The 15,088-nt window shown below is 72.0% G+C and carries 16 protein-coding genes; 7 read left to right on the top strand and 9 right to left on the bottom strand.

Annotation, left to right across the window (positions count from 1 at the left end; all coding sequences use genetic code 11):
- Positions 1-50: 50 nt before the first annotated feature.
- Positions 51-584 (bottom strand): hypothetical protein, encoded by a 534-nt coding sequence (locus ACIF80_RS24790; protein ID WP_399808437.1) that lies wholly within the window; start codon positions 582-584, stop codon positions 51-53.
- A 135-nt stretch (positions 585-719) separates the two neighbouring features.
- Positions 720-1,265 (bottom strand): sigma-70 family RNA polymerase sigma factor, encoded by a 546-nt coding sequence (locus ACIF80_RS24785; RefSeq protein WP_399808919.1) that lies wholly within the window; start codon positions 1,263-1,265, stop codon positions 720-722.
- Positions 1,266-1,488: 223 nt separating this feature from the next.
- Here ACIF80_RS24785 and ACIF80_RS24780 point away from each other — a divergent pair, with 223 nt between their 5' ends.
- Complete coding sequence (locus tag ACIF80_RS24780; protein WP_399808434.1) at positions 1,489-2,643, top strand: CapA family protein; 1,155 nt, start codon at positions 1,489-1,491, stop codon at positions 2,641-2,643.
- Positions 2,644-2,665: 22 nt separating this feature from the next.
- On the opposite strand, the gene ACIF80_RS24775 is transcribed toward ACIF80_RS24780, so the two are convergent.
- Positions 2,666-3,151, bottom strand: a complete 486-nt coding sequence (locus ACIF80_RS24775; protein WP_399808432.1) for a MarR family winged helix-turn-helix transcriptional regulator — start codon at positions 3,149-3,151, stop codon at positions 2,666-2,668.
- Positions 3,152-3,208: 57 nt separating this feature from the next.
- On the opposite strand from ACIF80_RS24775, the gene ACIF80_RS24770 reads away from it, so the two are divergent.
- Positions 3,209-4,024 carry an alpha/beta fold hydrolase gene (locus ACIF80_RS24770; protein WP_399808429.1) on the top strand — a complete coding sequence of 272 codons (816 nt, stop codon included), beginning with the start codon at positions 3,209-3,211 and terminating at the stop codon, positions 4,022-4,024.
- A gap of 39 nt (positions 4,025-4,063) precedes the next feature.
- On the opposite strand, the gene ACIF80_RS24765 is transcribed toward ACIF80_RS24770, so the two are convergent.
- Complete coding sequence (locus ACIF80_RS24765; protein WP_399808426.1) at positions 4,064-4,525, bottom strand: universal stress protein; 462 nt, start codon at positions 4,523-4,525, stop codon at positions 4,064-4,066.
- A gap of 116 nt (positions 4,526-4,641) precedes the next feature.
- Between ACIF80_RS24765 and ACIF80_RS24760 the strand changes: the two genes are divergently transcribed.
- The gene (locus ACIF80_RS24760) at positions 4,642-5,481 is read left to right on the top strand and encodes a polysaccharide deacetylase family protein (RefSeq protein ID WP_399808423.1); all 840 of its coding nucleotides are present in this window, start codon (positions 4,642-4,644) and stop codon (positions 5,479-5,481) included.
- 74 nt (positions 5,482-5,555) lie between these two features.
- On the opposite strand, the gene ACIF80_RS24755 is transcribed toward ACIF80_RS24760, so the two are convergent.
- Positions 5,556-6,224, bottom strand: a complete 669-nt coding sequence (locus ACIF80_RS24755; RefSeq protein WP_399808420.1) for a class F sortase — start codon at positions 6,222-6,224, stop codon at positions 5,556-5,558.
- Positions 6,225-6,557: 333 nt separating this feature from the next.
- On the opposite strand from ACIF80_RS24755, the gene ACIF80_RS24750 reads away from it, so the two are divergent.
- A complete protein-coding gene (locus tag ACIF80_RS24750; protein WP_399808417.1) occupies positions 6,558-7,055 on the top strand; it encodes a hypothetical protein in 498 nt (165 codons plus the stop codon).
- Positions 7,056-7,234: 179 nt separating this feature from the next.
- Here the strand turns inward: ACIF80_RS24750 and ACIF80_RS24745 are convergent, their stop codons facing one another.
- The 3 genes from ACIF80_RS24745 to ACIF80_RS24735 form a co-directional block, all read right to left on the bottom strand.
- Positions 7,235-7,789: a hypothetical protein gene (locus ACIF80_RS24745; protein ID WP_399808414.1), complete on the bottom strand. Its 555-nt coding sequence runs from the start codon at positions 7,787-7,789 to the stop codon at positions 7,235-7,237.
- Positions 7,790-8,012: 223 nt separating this feature from the next.
- Complete coding sequence (locus ACIF80_RS24740) at positions 8,013-8,777, bottom strand: hypothetical protein (RefSeq protein WP_399808411.1); 765 nt, start codon at positions 8,775-8,777, stop codon at positions 8,013-8,015.
- Between the two features lie 74 nt (positions 8,778-8,851).
- Complete coding sequence (locus ACIF80_RS24735; protein WP_399808957.1) at positions 8,852-8,983, bottom strand: hypothetical protein; 132 nt, start codon at positions 8,981-8,983, stop codon at positions 8,852-8,854.
- 771 nt (positions 8,984-9,754) lie between these two features.
- Between ACIF80_RS24735 and ACIF80_RS24730 the strand changes: the two genes are divergently transcribed.
- The 3 genes from ACIF80_RS24730 (at position 9,755) to ACIF80_RS24720 (ending at position 14,025) form a co-directional block, all read left to right on the top strand.
- On the top strand, positions 9,755-10,681 hold the full coding sequence (locus ACIF80_RS24730) for an SCO0930 family lipoprotein (protein WP_399808408.1): 927 nt from the start codon (positions 9,755-9,757) through the stop codon (positions 10,679-10,681).
- Positions 10,682-11,071: 390 nt separating this feature from the next.
- Entirely contained in the window at positions 11,072-11,884 is an 813-nt protein-coding gene (locus ACIF80_RS24725; protein ID WP_399808405.1) for an SAM-dependent methyltransferase, read from the top strand.
- Positions 11,881-14,025 (top strand): putative bifunctional diguanylate cyclase/phosphodiesterase, encoded by a 2,145-nt coding sequence (locus tag ACIF80_RS24720; RefSeq protein WP_399808402.1) that lies wholly within the window; start codon positions 11,881-11,883, stop codon positions 14,023-14,025. Before ACIF80_RS24725 ends, ACIF80_RS24720 begins: the two co-directional genes overlap by 4 nt.
- A gap of 82 nt (positions 14,026-14,107) precedes the next feature.
- Here the strand turns inward: ACIF80_RS24720 and ACIF80_RS24715 are convergent, their stop codons facing one another.
- The gene (locus ACIF80_RS24715; RefSeq protein ID WP_399808399.1) at positions 14,108-14,992 is read right to left on the bottom strand and encodes a LysR family transcriptional regulator; all 885 of its coding nucleotides are present in this window, start codon (positions 14,990-14,992) and stop codon (positions 14,108-14,110) included.
- Between the last annotated feature and the right edge of the window lie 96 nt (positions 14,993-15,088).

Here is a 15,088-nt window from a genome sequence, read left to right as displayed (position 1 = left end):
AAAGGATTCGGAGCCCTCCGGCCCGCGGATTGGTCCGATTCACCGGAAGGCTAGAAGAGGTGGATGGCGAGGTGCCCGAGCGGCAGCCCGAGTTGCCACGCGGGCGTCCACACCTTCGGCCCCTCGTCCTCCCCGGACCCCGCCGCGCCGCCCGGCACCGCGTTCAGATCGGGCGCGAGCAGTTCCGTCTCCTGCAGCCAGCGCCAGGCCGATCGGGCGAGTTCCAGGTCGGGATCCGCCATGGTCCGGCCGGCGGTGGTCGCGGTGGCGGCGGCGTCCGCGGTCAGGTCCGCCAGGCGTTTCTGCACCCACTCCTGCCACGGCTGGTCGTACGCGGTCAGCGACAGCCAGGTCTCCAGCTGGGTGATCACCCGGATGCCGGAGAGTTCGCAGTCGGTGTCGGACAGGAAGACGGTCAGTGCCAGCGCGTCCCGGCCGGCCCGGAACTCGAAGGACGTCGTCGGCATCAGGTCGCCGCTGCGCAGCAGTTCGTCGGCGATGTACTCGGCATACAACCAGGCCATGGGGACGGCCAGTTCGCCGTCGCCCGTGCCGTCGGTGCTCTCTTGACCTCTGTGCGGCATCCCTTCCAGCCTTCCTCCGGTACGTGCGCGTCGCCCGAACCCGGGCCCCGGTCCGCAGCACGGATGAGGACAGCCGATTACCTCACAGGGGTCGTCGGCAAGGCGCTTTACGGAGGCTTGACCCGGCCGCCGGTTTCACCGCAGGTCGACGGCGTATCCCGGAAGCACCCGGCGCAGGGCGCGCAGCGCGTAGTACGCGCGGGACTTCACGGTACCGGGCGGTATCCCCAGTGCCGCCGCGGCCTCCGCCACACTCGCCCCCTGGAAGTACACGAGCACCAGGACTTCACGGTGCTCCGGAGTGAGTGTCTTCACAGCCTGGCGGACATCGAGCGCCGCCGCGGCCCGTTCGGCGTGGTCGGAGATCACCCGCGCGTTCTCCAGCACCGCGTCGCCCACTTCGGGCGGCCGTGCCTGCCGGGCCCGCCGCGCGTCGATGGCGAGCCGCCGGCCCACGGTCATCAGCCAGGGCCGTACGGAGTCGAAGTCGTCGGCGCGCAGCGCCTCGGGGTGCTGCCAGGCCCGTACCAGCGTCTCCTGGACGAGATCCTCGGCGCGCTGCCGGTCCCCGTCGCAGAGCCGGAGCAGCAGCGCGAAGAGAGGCCGGCCGTGCTCGCGTTGCAGGGCGGCGAGTTCGTGCTCGGCGGTTGTCCCGTTCATGAGTGTCATTCCGGCCGTCATGGCGGTATGGCAACGTACGGCGCTCTTCGGGGACAGGGCGCGCACAAAGGCGTGCGGCGGACGGTCGATCGCGTCGACGAACGGTTCGACGAACGGTCCGGGTGACGGTTCGCGCACGCCGGACGGCCTAAACCGCGTGTCGGAACACCGGGGACACAGAAAGCGATTCTTATCTATTTGTCAGTAAATACGACAGTGGAACGCCGCACATCGGGGTGAAGCGATGATCTCACGCAGTAGACAGGTGGCTCTGGCCCTCACCGTCGTCCTCGCCGCGGGCGCCGCCTGGCAGGCCCGGGAGCACCGACCACCGGAATCAGGCCATCCGGTGGCCCCGGTCGTGCGGGACCGCGGCTTCACCCTGGTCGCCTCGGGGGACGTGCTGCCGCACAGCTCGGTCATCGACCGCGCCCGCTTCGACGCGGGCGGCGGCGGCCACGACTTCGGGCCGATGCTCTCCGGCGTCCGGTCCGTCGTCGCGGGCGCCGATCTGGCGCTGTGTCACCTGGAGACCGTGTACGGCGCCGACGGCGACTTCACCGGTCACTCCGGCTTCGAGTCCCCGCCGGAGATGGCCCGGGACCTCGCCGTCACCGGCTACGACGGCTGCTCCACCGCCTCCGACCACACCCTGGACGACGGCGCCGACGGCATCCGCCGCGCCCTGGACGCCCTCGACCGGGCCGGCCTGCGGCACGCCGGCGCCGCCCGGTCCGAGCCCGAGGCCCGCCGGGCGACCGTCCTGCGCGCGGGCCGGGCCGAGGTCGCCCACCTCGCCTACACCTACGGCACCGACGTCGCCCCGCTCCCGTCCGGCGGACCCTGGGCCGTCGGCCTCATCGACGAGCCCCGGATCCTCGCCGACGCGCGGGCGGCCCGGAAGGCGGGCGCCGACGTGGTCGTGGTCTCCCTGCACTGGGGCACCGAATGGCAGGAGGCCCCCGACGAGCAGCAGCTCGTTCTCGCCCGCTCCCTCACCGCGGCCCGCACCGGTCACCGCCCCGACATCGACCTGATCCTCGGCACCCACGCCCACGTCCCGCAGGCGTACGAGAAGATCAACGGCACCTGGGTGATCTACGGGATGGGCAACCAGATCGCCGGCGCGATGACCAACCACGAGGACGTCCCGGACCCCCGCGGCAACCAGTCCACCCTGGGACGCTTCACCTTCACCCCGCCCGGGCGCCCGGACGGACGCTGGGAGGTGACGAAGGCCGAGTTCGTCCCGCAGTTCTACGACGTGGACGCCGGCCGCGTGGTCAACCTCAACCGGGCCCTCGCCGGGGGTGCCGAGGTCCGGTCCGTCCGCGACCGGATCCGGGCCGTGGTGCTGAGCCGGGGCGCGGCGAAGGACGGGCTGGTCATGGGGGAGTAGCCCGTACCGGTCAAGGCGGCGATCAGTTCACGTCCTCGGTGTCGAACAGCGTCAGCATCTGGGTGAGGACGCGTACACAGGTGCGCAGGTCGGCGTCCGTGAGGTCCCCGCCGACCTCCCGCAGCACGGCGTGCTCACGGGCGACGACGGCGGTGATCGCCGCCCGGCCCCCGTCGGTGAGCCGGATCAGCGGCGACCGCTGGTGGGCGGGGTTGGGGATGCTCTCCACCAGGCCCCGCGCGGCGGCGTCGTTGACCATGCGCTGCACGAACTGACGGCTGATCGCCTGGGCGCGGCCCATCCGGGGCACGGTCATCGGGCCGTGCTTGTGCAGCAGGTCCAGCACGGCGCGTACCCCGACGGACAGGCCCTCGACGGCCTCGCCCTGCTCGACCTTGCGCTGCACCCGGCGGTACAGCGGGCCGACCAGATCGAACACCTCCATCAGGCGCGGGCCGAGTTCGTCGGGCGGAAGGGGCTTGTCGGTGTCGTTCCCGGCGTCACTCATTTCTTCATCATGACACCTTGGTTGCCAAACTCCACCGGAGATGACACCTTGGTTGTCATGAATACGGTTTCGGGACTCCGGTACTTCACCTCCTCCGACGGTGACCTCGCCTACCACGACAGCGGCACGGGCGACCTGGTCGTCCTCCTCCACTCCGGCTTCGTCGACCACCGGCTCTTCGCGGACCAGCTCCCGGCCCTCGCCGCCCACCACCGGGTGATCGCGCCCGACGTACGCGGCCACGGCTCCTCCGCCAACGCCACACAACCCTTCCGCTGGGCGGACGACCTCGCCGCCCTGCTGCGCCACCTCGACGCGGGGCCCGCGGTCCTGGCCGGCGTCTCGATGGGCGGCGCCATCGCCACCGACACCGTGCTCGAACATCCGGATCTGGTCCGCGCGGTCGTGGTCTGCGGGGCGGCCACCAGTGAGTTCGAGTACACCGATCCGTGGACCCGCCGGATCCAGGCCGAGTTCGCCCGCACACTGGGCGCCGGTGACATCGAGGGCTGGCTGAACGCCTTCGTGCGGGTCGCGGCCGGCGAGCACCGGGGCACCGACGACCTCGGCCCGGACATCCCGCGCCGGCTGCGGGAGATGGCGCTGCACACGATCTCCAAGCACACCCCGGACGAGAAGGACCGGCGCGTCCCCGTCACCGGCACCTGGGACCGTGTGCCGGCGATCGACGTGCCCGTGCTCGCGGTCAACGGCTCGCTCGAACCCGCCGATCTGACCGCGGCGGCCGAGCGTCTCGTCCGCGGCGTACGCGACGGCCGCTCCGCCACCGTCGAGGGGACGGGACACTACGCGTGCATGGAACAGCCCGAGGTCTTCAACGAGATCCTCCTCGGCTTCCTGCGCACCCTCTGACACGGCCCGCCGCCCGCGCACCTTCTGGCACGGCGGTGTCTACGGGACCACCGTCACCGGCCAGCGCCCCGCCTTCACCAGCCGGACCGCCACCGACCCCACGAGCCGGTGGCCCGCCTGCTCCGAGGCGCCCACCACCACCGCGTCCGCCGTGAGGTCGTCCGCGGCCTTCACCATGCCGTTGTACGGGTCGCCGCGAAAGGTGTGGAACTCCCAGCGGAAGTCGAAGACCCCCCGGACCTGCTCGGACGCCTCCCTGACCTGCCTCACCAGGTCCTCGGCGATCTCGTCCGTGGCCTCCGCCACCGGCGCCCCGAGCGCCGCGCCCGCCGCCAGCACCGGCTGCACGTACACGACGGCGAGCAGGGCGTGCTGCCGCCGGGCCATACCGGAGGCGTAGGCCGCCGCCCGCAGGGAGGTGTCGGAGCCGTCCACTCCGACCACGATCACCTTCGGGCCGTCCGTGCCCCGTTCGAACTGCGTCGAGCGCTTCTCCGTCACGGCGCCGAGGCTATCGGACGCCCGTGCAGCGGCGGTGCTGGGCCGAGCGGGTGGAAACGCCCCGCCGCACAGGTGTCACCGGGATCACCCGTCGCCGGGCGGGCGACTGATGAGACATGCAGAAGCATCAGTTGCTCACGCGGCGCCGGGCGCTGCTCACCGGCGCCGCCGTCGTGGGAGCGGCCGGCGCGGCCGGACTCCTCGCGAAGGGTTCCGGCACCGAGGCGGCACGCCCCGCCACACCCGTCGCCGGAGCCCAGGCCGCCGGCCGCCCGCTCCAGCCCTCCGCGTACCGCCTCAGACCCCTCACCGGCCACGGCCCGCCCAGGACGGTCCCCGGCAGGCCCCCGGTGCGGAGCGCACCGCTGCTGCGGGTGTCCGGACGGGGGAGCACCATGGTGCTGACCTTCGACGACGGACCCGACCCCCGCTACACCCCGGACATCCTCGACACGCTCGCGGCGTACGACGTCCGCGCGATGTTCTTCGTGTGCGGGGAAATGGTCTCCTACAACAAGGGCCTGCTGGCCCGCATGTCCGACGAGGGGCACGTCGTCGGCAACCACACCTGGTCCCACCCCCTGCTCACCCGTCTGACCCGCGGCAGGATCCGCTCCGAGATGGAACGCACCTGCGACATCATCGAGAAGGGCTACGGCGAACGCCCCCAGTGGTTCCGAGCGCCCTACGGAGCCTGGAACCGCGCCGCCTTCCAGCTCGGTGCCGAACTGGGCATGGAACCCCTCGCCTGGACGGTGGACACCCTCGACTGGACCAGCCCCGGCACCCGCGCCATCGTCGACCGGGTGGAGAACGGCGCCGCCCCCGGGGTCGTGGTGCTCTCGCACGACGCCGGGGGCGACCGCTCCCAGAGCGTGCGGGCCCTGCGCGAGTACCTGCCCGAACTGCTGGACTCCGGCTACCGGGTCACGGTGCCCCGCCGGCACCACGTCTGAGCCGGGCCGCTCCGTCCGGCCGGCCGGTCCCGTCCGCCCGTCCGGACGGCCCGGCCGACCGACCGACCGACCGCTCAGCGGACCTCGGTGAGGCGGGCGAAGACGACGACGTTCCCGTCGTAACCCTCCTGCTGGGTGAAACCGCCACCGCAGGTGATGACCCGCAGTTCCGACGATCCCTTCGAGTTGTAGACCCGGTCGCCGGGAAAGTCGTTCTTCGCGAAGACCTCGATGCCGTAGATCTCGAACACCGCGGTCTTTCCGTCCTCGCGGTCGATCTCGACGCGACTGCCCTTTTCCAGGGCCCCGAGCCCGTAGAAGACGGCCGGGCCCAGATGGTTGTCGACATGGCCGACCACGACCGCCGTGCCCTTCTCCCCGGGAGCGACCCCACCGGTGAACCAGCCCGCCAGATTGGGGTCCTCGGGCGGCGGCGCGTCCACCCACCCCTCCGCGTCCAGACCCACCGTCATCACCGGTGCGTCCACCTGGATCGCCGGAATCCGGACCCGGCTCGGAATCGAGTACGCCAGCGGTCGCACCGCCACGGCCGTGGCGGCACCGGGCACCCTGGTGTCCGCGGCGGCGACCCCGGCGGGCTGCGGCGGACCCTCGTCGAACTCCCCCGAACCATTCCGGATGAGCGCGAGGCCGGTGAGCAGGACCAGCGCTATCACGCCCCACGGAGCACGCTTCTTCCGCCGCGCCTCCTCTTCGAATTCGTCCGGTTCGAAAGCAGACATTCGCTTTTCCCCTCTCGACACGGCCGTCGCCGTGTCACTCGCGCATGGCAGAAACGCTAAAGGCGGCGCACGCAACCGGCGACGGGGCAAGGGCGAACGGGTGGCAGGGCGGTGATCGGTAAGCCATCCGGGGTGTCGCCGAACGAAGATCCTCTGACGGTCCGTGACCTGCGGCGATATCCGAAAGCACGGATCCGGGCGGACCGCCGCCTCACCGGGACGGACCATTGCCGAAATGCGCGCAGGGGCACGGCAACTGAGGGTTTTGCTGGGAGACGCTTTCTCGCCGATCGACCGGGGACCGGCCCCGGGGCGTCTTTCGCGGAGGATCACATGCGCAAGTCACGTGCCCTGGCGTCCGCGGGCGCCGCGGTCGCCGTCCTAGGGCTCGCCGCCCCCCTCGCCGTCGCGGACGGCGGCCGGGTCTCCGGCCCGTCCAACATCGTCGCCCTGCCCAGCGTCATCGCCCGCGGCGGCCAGCTGACCATCACCGCCGACGGCTGCCCCAACGGCGGTCACGCCACGTCCAACGCCTTCCCCAGGACCAACCTGACGTCTGTCCACGGCGGCGCCGACACCGCGAAGGGCACCGCCACCATCTACAACGACGCCCGCGCCGGCTCGTACGACATCACGGTGCACTGCTCCGGCCGGAGCCTGACCCGGCCGGCCGCCTTCACCGTCCTCGGCGGGGTCCGCGGCGGCCTCGGCGGCAGCAGCACCGACGGGGCGACCCCGACCGACATGGCCATCGGCGGCGCACTGGTGGCCGCCGCGGTCACGGCGGGCGGTGTCTTCTGGATGCGCCGCCGCGCCGAGAAGCAGCTCTGAACCCATTCCCCTCGGCGGCCGTTTCGCACGTGTGACCGGAGGCCGCGTCCCGGATCCCCGACCGGACCCGGGGCGCAGCCGTGCGCTCCTGTCGTCCCCCGGACCTGCCGTCGTGTCGCCCCGCCGCCCTGCCGTCGTGCCGGTGTGCCGTTCTGCTGTCCTGAAGTCCTGTGGCGCCGTCATGCGCCGTCCCGCGCACCGTCGCGGCGGGTGAAGCGGTACGCGGCGTCCACCGAACCCGTGAGGAGTGCGGCCCCGAGTCCGATCCCGCCGGGGCCGAGGCCGGCCGGGCTGCCGCCCTCCCCGGCGTGCGCGCCCCCCGGAGGCCGGACCGCGTCCCCGGATTCCACGGACAGCGGGGAGGGGAGCGGCACGGGGCGGCCACCGGCGATGGTCGGGCTCGTGGTGCCGGTGACCCCGTCACAGGTGAAGGCCATCTGATGGACGGCGCCGGGCCCGGCGTCCCGGTGCACCTCCGCCGTCGCCCTCGAGGGATTCTTCGGAATGGTCACCGTGTCGAGGACCGGTGAGGAGACGGTCGCGTGCCCCTCGCACTCACCGCCGGCCCGGTCCACGTGCAGGGCGATCCGGTCTCCGGGCTCGACGAGGGCGGGCCGGAGACCGAAACCGAACGGCGTGACCTCGCCGTCCACGGCGACGGCACCCGGCGCGGCGGCCAGGACGCCGACGCCGACGCCCAGGAGTGCGGCGGGAGCGACGCGTATCGCGTGCATGGTGAGTCCTCCGGGTCCCGAGGAGCAGCGGCGGACCTGTTCCGCTCGTGCCAGGAATGCGTCCCCGATGCCCGAAACGCTAGGAAGCCGCACCGGGCGGCGCGATCGCAGTCGCGCGAACGGGTCACTCCTGTGGGCCGTACGAGGGACCACCGATGCGGCAGAAGGGGGACGCGCACGGTGTGGCGCACGTCCCCGGGGCCGGAACCGTGGTGGGGGGCGGTCAGTTCCCGATGCCGGGGAACAGGAGGCGGAACGGATCGGCCGACGCGGCGAGCCCACGGCTGAACGGCGCGTCGAAATCCCAGATCAGGAAGAGCAGGAAGGCGATCAGCGCCGAGAACAGTGCGGCGAGGATCAGCTCACGCCGGGTGCGCCGGATCTGCAGCGCGAAGATCATCCCGATGGTGACGACCGCGCCGCCGATCAGCCCGAACCACACCACGCCCGGCATGGTCTCCCCGGTCGACTCCGCACGGGCCGCGCGTGCCTGGTCGGCGGCGGACACCTGGTCGACGAGCGGCTGATAGGCCTGGGCCTCGAAATCCGTCGCCGGTTCGTAGTCGGTGACGTCCCGGCGGATCCGGTCGAGCAGCTCCGTCCCGCGCTCGGTGACCTGTCCCTCGTCGGCCATGGTGCGCCACTCGGTGGTCACGACGTGTCCGACATAGGCGTTGACATCGTCCCGAATGCGTTCCCGGATCTCGGTCGGATAGATTCGTACCCGCTCCGAGACCTCGTGCAGCGCCACCGCTTCCGCCCGTACATGGTCCTGGGCGGCGCTGCGTCCCTCCCAGACCCCGGCGATGGCCAGGCCCAGAACGATGGCGTACACCACGCCGATCCACATCGTCATGTACTCGATGACGTCCGGCGTCTCGCTGGGGTCCTCGTCGTCGGGTGCCGCGCGGTGACGTACGAGGGTGATGACGACCACCACGACGCAGACGGCCAGCATCGCGAGGGTGAGAACAAGCCATTCCGGCAAGAGGTGCCTCCACGGTGGGTTGTCGGGTTCGGCGGGGACAGGCGGTCCCGGGGCTCAGCGGGGCTCAGCGGGGCTCAGCGGGGCCGGAGGGCGGCGATGGCGACGACCGCGGGCACGGCGATGAGCAGGACGAAGGTGAGCGGTGACGTGGCGCCGCCGGACGGCCGCTTGGCCGGGGGCGCCGCGCGATACCGGGGGTAGTGCACGGGTGTCATGGACGGGCGCGGGGTGGGAGTGGGGGCGGCCGACGGCGGGGGAGCGGGTGTGGGGCGCGGTGGTGGAGGGGGCGTGGGGGCCGGGGCGGGGGGAGGCGGTGCCGGGCGGGCCTGGCGTGGGGGCGGAGGCGGGGGCGGTTCGGGCTTTGCGGTGGTGGGGGCGGGCTTCGGTGGTGGGGGAGTGGGGGGTGGCGGGGTCGGAGTGGGTTCGGGCGCGGGCGCTGGAGGGGGCGGGGTCGGGGTGGGCGTGGGCGTGGGTGAGGGTGAGGGCGCGGGGGGTGAACAGGGCGGCGGGAGCGGCCAGGTCATGTCTCCGACGATCGCCACCGCCTCCGTTCCCCCCGGGCCGGTCGAGGCGTAGGCGCAGGCGTCGGCCATCGCCGCGTCCGGCGCGCCGACGAGCGCCCAGGCCAGCGTCGCCGTCGCCAACAGGCGGGCGGCGAAAGCGGATCGGGTCGGTACGAGTCCTTGCACGACGAAGATCATGAGCCGCGTTCCGCCGGGACACGCGCGAGTACCGGCTGAATGCCCCGATGGAGGTAAATCCGGCAACTCCCGTTTGATCCGGCGCTGATCACCCGTTGGGGGAGCGCGAGTGGATGTGCGACGCGGGAGGACGGACGGGGTGAGAAGGGGCGGAATCGCAGACTCCGGAAAAAATATCGGCCCGCGTTGAACACGGCAGGTGCCGCCGTGCGTACTCCACGTCGAGCGGCGGCGCAGCAGGGCGCTGCAACACCCTTGCGATGATCTGGAGTTGAGATGAAGACCTCCTGGCGGACCGCCTCACTGGTGGTGAGCGCCGCGGTGGTGCTGACGCTGACGACGGCGTGCGGTCAGGACACCCCGCCACCGGCCAGCAGTCAGAACGTGGGCGCCTCGGCCGTGCCCGGAGACCTCGGAGGCATCGACACCGGAGCCGGCGCGGGGGCCTCCACGAGCCCGGCCGGCGGCGCGGGTGAGCTGGCCGTCGCCACCAACGCCAAACTCGGCAAGCTGGTGACGGACGAGCTCGGCCTCACGCTCTACCGCTTCGACCAGGACACCGCCGAGCCTCCCAAGTCCAACTGCGAAGGCGACTGCGCCGAGACCTGGCCGCCGGTGCTCGCCGACGACGCCGCGGCCGGCGAGGGCATCGACGAGTCCCTGCTCGGCGAGGTCGCCCGGGCCGACGGCACCAAGCAGCTCACCGTCGACGGCTGGCCCGCCTACCACTACGTCAAGGACGTCAACGCGGGTGACGTCAAGGGCCAGGGCGTGGGCGGCAAGTGGTTCGCGCTGACTCCCGAGGGCAAGAAGGCGCAGGAGGTCGGCGAGCAGCCCGGCCTGTCCACCCGCAAGGACCCCGAGCTCGGCGAGATCGTCGTCGACAAGGACGGCAGGACGGTCTACCGCTTCATGAAGGACGAGGCCTGGCCGAAGCCGGTCTCCGCCTGCACCGGTGCCTGCCTGGAGAAGTGGCCGGTGGTGGCGCCGGTCGACATCAACGACACCAAGGGCATCCAGAAGAAGAACTACATGATCTTCACCCGCCCCGACAACAAGGCCGAGCAGCAGACGATCAACTGCTGGCCGATCTACACCTTCGCGGGTGACAAGGCCGCCGGCGACACCAACGGCCAGGGTGTCGGCGGGACGTGGTACGCGGTGCGGCCGAACGGAGAGCCGGTCGGCGCGCCGGAGAAGTAGCGCGACCTCCCCAGGGTGTCGTTTCCGCCCGGCGCCGCCGGCCCCGGTCCGCCTCTCCGCGTTCCGCGGAGAGGCGGACCGTTTTGCTGCGATTCGCCGGAACTCATGGAATTTCCGGCGCTCTTCACCTTTCCTGCGCCGCCCGCCCGATTCTCCGCGCGTCGCGCCATTTCGCGCGTCCGGCTTCTCCGTGTGCCGGACTTCTCCGTGCGCCGGAACTCTCCGAAATGCCGCACATACCTTTCGCGGTGTGCGCACGGTTGCCAATTCGGCACATGCCGTAGGCAGTGACCGGGAACGGACGGTCAATTTCCGTTTGGGGTCGCTCCCTTGGCGAGCGATCAGTAGCCTCGGCTCGGACACCGGATCGCCTACGCTGTGGAGAGATAGATGGAGCGTCCCGCCTGGGTCCCACGGAGCATCGACATCACGGTGCCCAGCGTTTCCCGGATGTACGACTACTACCTGGGCGGTTCGCACAACTTCGAGGTCGACCGGGAAGCGGCCCGCAGGGCCATGGAGTTCATGCCGGGACTGCCCAAGATCATGCAGGCGAACAGGGCGTTCCTGCACCGGGCGGTGCGGTTCGCGGCCGGTGAGGGCATCACCCAGTTCCTGGACATCGGCTCCGGCATTCCGACGTTCGGCAATGTGCACGAGGTGGCACAGGCGGCCGCTCCCGGCGCGCGGGTGGTCTACGTCGACCACGACCCGGTGGCCGTCGCGCACAGCCAGGCCGTTCTCGAGGGCAACGAGGACGCGGCCGTCGTCGCCGCCGACCTCCGAAAGCCCCGGGAAATTCTGGACAGTCACGAGGTGGGGCGCCTGATCGACCCGAATCGGCCGGTGGCGCTGCTGCTCGTTGCCATACTCCACTTCGTGGAGGACGCGGACGACCCGTACGCGGCGGTGGCCGAGCTGCGTGACGCGCTCGCGCCCGGCAGTATGCTGATGCTCACCCATGCCTCGTACGAGGGAATTCCGTTGCCGCCGGAGCGGGCCGGTGGCGCGGTGGACGTGTACAAGAACATCCGCAACCCGTTGATCATGCGCTCGCGCGACGAGATCGCGCGGTTCTTCGAGGGGTACGACATGGTGGAACCCGGACTGGTGCCGATGCCGAAATGGCGGCCGGACACCGCACCGGAGGACGAGGATCCCTACGCCTTCTCCGCTTACGCGGGCGTGGGGCGTACAGCGTGAGCGCGGAGCCGGACGGGCCGGAGGACAGACTGCGCCGGTTCGCGACGATCTGGGGCCGGGCGGTCTTCCCGGTGACCTCGACGTCGTCGACCCGGCCGGAGTTCGAGAAACAACTGGTCCCACTGGCCAGGCGGTTGAGTGAGGCGCTGCGGGCGAGGGGGTTCGACCCGGACACCGGAAAGGCGGTCGGCGCCGCCCTGGTGGAGGCGCACTGCACCGACCCGGAGGCGCTCAGCCGGACCCTGGACTGTGTGGACGCCTACCTCGTCCTGTACTGCGGCGGGGACGGCGACGGCGAGGACCTGAGGGCGCGCAGCGCCAGGCTGCAGCACGCCATGGCCGCCGGATACGCGCAGGCGCTGCGCGAACGGACGCTGGCCGAGCAGGAGGCCATCGCCCAGGCCGCGCTCCGGGCCCAGGGCGTGGTGGCGCAGGCCCTGCACGCCACCGAGGCAAGGTTCCGCGCGGTCTTCGAGGGCGCCGCCATAGGCATCGGCATCGCCGACCTCAAGGGCAACGTCCTCCAGGTCAACGCCGCCCTGCTGCGCATGTTCGGCCTGTCCGAGCAGAGCCTGCGCAGCCGCAGCGTCCTGGAGTGGACGCATCCCGACGACGCCCCGCAGACCTGGGCCCTCTACGACGAGCTGGTACGCGGCGAGCGCGAGCACTACCACCTCGAGAAGGCGTTCTACCGGCCCGACGGCACGGTCCTGTGGACCAACCTCACCGTGTCCCTGCTGCGCGACGCCGACGGCGAACCGCAGTACCAGCTCGCGCTCATGGAGGACACCACCGAGCGGCGGCTGCTCAACCTCCGGCTGCGCTACGAGGCCACCCACGACGCCCTGACCGGTCTGCCCAACCGCACGTTCTTCTTCGAACGGCTGGAGAAGGCGCTGAACGCCGGCGAGGGACAGCGCTTCGGCCTGTGCTACCTCGACCTGGACGGCTTCAAGACCGTCAACGACAGTCTCGGGCACGCGGCCGGCGACCGGCTGCTCGTCGAGGTGGCCGACCGGCTCCAGTCCTGCGCCACGGCGCCCGGCGAGATGGTCGCCCGGCTGGGCGGCGACGAGTTCGTGGCGCTGACCACGGGCCCGGACACCCAGCACACGGTCGACGAACTCGCCACCCGCATCATGAACGCGCTGCTCGCCCCCATCGGCGTCGACGGCCGGGACCTGACCGTGCGCGGCAGCATCGGCGTGGTCGAGGGACCGGCCGGGGAGCGCAGCCCGGCAGAGGTGCTGCGCAGCGCCGACATCACCATGTACCGGGCCAAGTCGGCCGGCGGCAACCGTTTCGAGCTCGCCGACCCGGAGTCCGACGCCCGCGCCATCACCCGGCACGGCCTCACCACGGCACTGCCCGCGGCGCTGGAGCGGGGCGAGTTCTTCATCGAGTACCAGCCGCTGGTCCACCTCGGCGACGGCAGCGTCCGGGGCGCCGAGGCGCTGGTGCGCTGGCTGCACCCGCAGCACGGGGTGCTGTCACCGGACCGGTTCATCCCGCTCGCCGAGCACACCGGGCTGATCGTCCCGCTGGGCCGCTGGGTGCTCGAGCAGTCCGTGCGCCAGGCCCGCGCCTGGCAGGAGCGGCACGGCGGGGCGGACGCGCTCGGCCCGCTGCGCATCAACGTGAACCTCTCGCCCTGCCAGCTCGCCCACCCCGGCCTGGTCCAGGACACCGTCGACATCCTGGAGCGCACCGGCGTCGAGCCGGACGCGCTGTGCCTGGAGGTGACCGAGTCGGCGCTCATCGGCGCGGACGACGACCTGCTGAAGCCGCTGCGCCGGCTCGCGGAGATGGGCGTGGACATCGCCCTGGACGACTTCGGCACCGGCTACTCCAACCTCGCCAACCTGCGCCGCCTGCCGGTGAGCGTCCTCAAGCTGGACCGCTCCTTCACCCAGAGCATGCAGCAGTTCCCGGCGGACCCGGTCGACCTCAAGATCGTCGAGGGGATCGTCTCCCTGGCCCACAGCCTCGACCTCGCCGTGACGGTGGAGGGCGTCGAGACGGGGGCCCAGGCCGAACAGCTCCGCATACTCGGCTGCGACACCGCCCAGGGCTGGTACTACGCCCGCCCCGGCCCCCCGGAGCGACTGCACGAACTGGCCCTGGTGGACGCGACGGGGTGACCCCGCCGGCCGGGCGGGGCCGGCCCGCGGGCACCGCGCCGGCCTGCCGGCCCGGACGGGGGCGGGGCCGGCCGGCGCCCGGTCACCGCTCCAGGAGCATCCGCTGGAGCTCCCGGGCCGCCCGGGGCGGAGCCACGTCGCTGCGGTGGGCCAGGGCGATGGTGCGGTCGAGGCCGGGGCGGGCCAGAGGAGTGACCCGCAGGCCCTGGCCGGACCGGGCGGCGACCATGCGGGGCACCACGGCGAAGCCCAGGCCCGCCCGGACGAAGCCCAGTACGGCGTCCATCTCCCCGCCCTCCACCGCGAAGTCCGGCTCGAAGCCCTCCGCGCGGCACGCGGCCACCGTCAGCTCCCGCAGGTCGTAGCCGTGCCGGAACATCACCAGGCGCTCGCCCTCGAGATCGGCGACGCGCACGGTGCGCCGGCCCCGGCCGGGCCTGGGGGCGTCAGGGGAGGAGACCACCACCAGGTCCTCGCGCAGCAGCTCCACCGTGGTGAGCGCGGGGGAGGGGGTCGGCAGGGGCAGCACGACCAGGGCCAGGTCCAGGGCGCCGCGGGCCAGTTCGCGCACCAGGTCGTGGGAGCCGCCCTCCTCGATCAGCAGCCGGACGCCCGGATAGCGGTCGTGGAAGGCGCGCAGCACGTCCGGCAGCAGCCCGGTGCACAGGCTCGGGGTCGCCCCCAGCCTGACCCGGCCGCTGCGCAGCTGTGCCAGCTCCTGCACCTCGTACCGGGCCGTGTCCGCGTCGGCCAGGATGCGCCGGGCCAGCGGCAGCAGTGCCTCGCCCGCGTCGGTCAGCGTGATGTTGCCGCGCGCCCGCAGGAACAGATCCGCCCCCAGTTCCCGCTCCAGCGCCTTGATCTGCTGGGAGAGGGACGGCTGCGCGACATGGACCAGCTCCGCGGCCCGGGTGAAGTGCCGGGTCTCGGCGACCGCCACGAAGTACTGGAGCTGCTGGAACTGCATGTGCCCAGCATAGTGCTGCCATAGACGGAAGCTATGGAAACGAGGTATTCCATGTCTTGGACCGATGGGGACCTTTGGCCCTAGCGTTCTGTGACA

It is taken from the genome of Streptomyces sp. NPDC085927 (assembly GCF_044540975.1).
GTDB classification, from domain to species: Bacteria; Actinomycetota; Actinomycetes; order Streptomycetales; family Streptomycetaceae; genus Streptomyces; species Streptomyces hirsutus.
This window is presented reverse-complemented; position numbering and strand designations above follow the sequence as displayed.

Excerpts from the sequence above, each read along its gene's own strand:
- ACIF80_RS24730 (WP_399808408.1), top strand. The coding sequence starts at position 9,755 with ATGAAGACCTCCTGGCGGACCGCCTCACTGGTGGTGAGCGCCGCGGTG.
- ACIF80_RS24780 (WP_399808434.1), top strand. The coding sequence starts at position 1,489 with ATGATCTCACGCAGTAGACAGGTGGCTCTGGCCCTCACCGTCGTCCTC.
- ACIF80_RS24775 (WP_399808432.1), bottom strand. The coding sequence starts at position 3,151 with ATGAGTGACGCCGGGAACGACACCGACAAGCCCCTTCCGCCCGACGAA.
- ACIF80_RS24760 (WP_399808423.1), top strand. The coding sequence starts at position 4,642 with ATGCAGAAGCATCAGTTGCTCACGCGGCGCCGGGCGCTGCTCACCGGC.
- ACIF80_RS24750 (WP_399808417.1), top strand. The coding sequence starts at position 6,558 with ATGCGCAAGTCACGTGCCCTGGCGTCCGCGGGCGCCGCGGTCGCCGTC.
- ACIF80_RS24755 (WP_399808420.1), bottom strand. The coding sequence starts at position 6,224 with ATGTCTGCTTTCGAACCGGACGAATTCGAAGAGGAGGCGCGGCGGAAG.
- ACIF80_RS24745 (WP_399808414.1), bottom strand. The coding sequence starts at position 7,789 with ATGCACGCGATACGCGTCGCTCCCGCCGCACTCCTGGGCGTCGGCGTC.
- ACIF80_RS24785 (WP_399808919.1), bottom strand. The coding sequence starts at position 1,265 with ATGACGGCCGGAATGACACTCATGAACGGGACAACCGCCGAGCACGAA.
- ACIF80_RS24715 (WP_399808399.1), bottom strand. The coding sequence starts at position 14,992 with ATGCAGTTCCAGCAGCTCCAGTACTTCGTGGCGGTCGCCGAGACCCGG.
- ACIF80_RS24770 (WP_399808429.1), top strand. The coding sequence starts at position 3,209 with ATGAATACGGTTTCGGGACTCCGGTACTTCACCTCCTCCGACGGTGAC.
- ACIF80_RS24790 (WP_399808437.1), bottom strand. The coding sequence starts at position 584 with ATGCCGCACAGAGGTCAAGAGAGCACCGACGGCACGGGCGACGGCGAA.
- ACIF80_RS24725 (WP_399808405.1), top strand. The coding sequence starts at position 11,072 with ATGGAGCGTCCCGCCTGGGTCCCACGGAGCATCGACATCACGGTGCCC.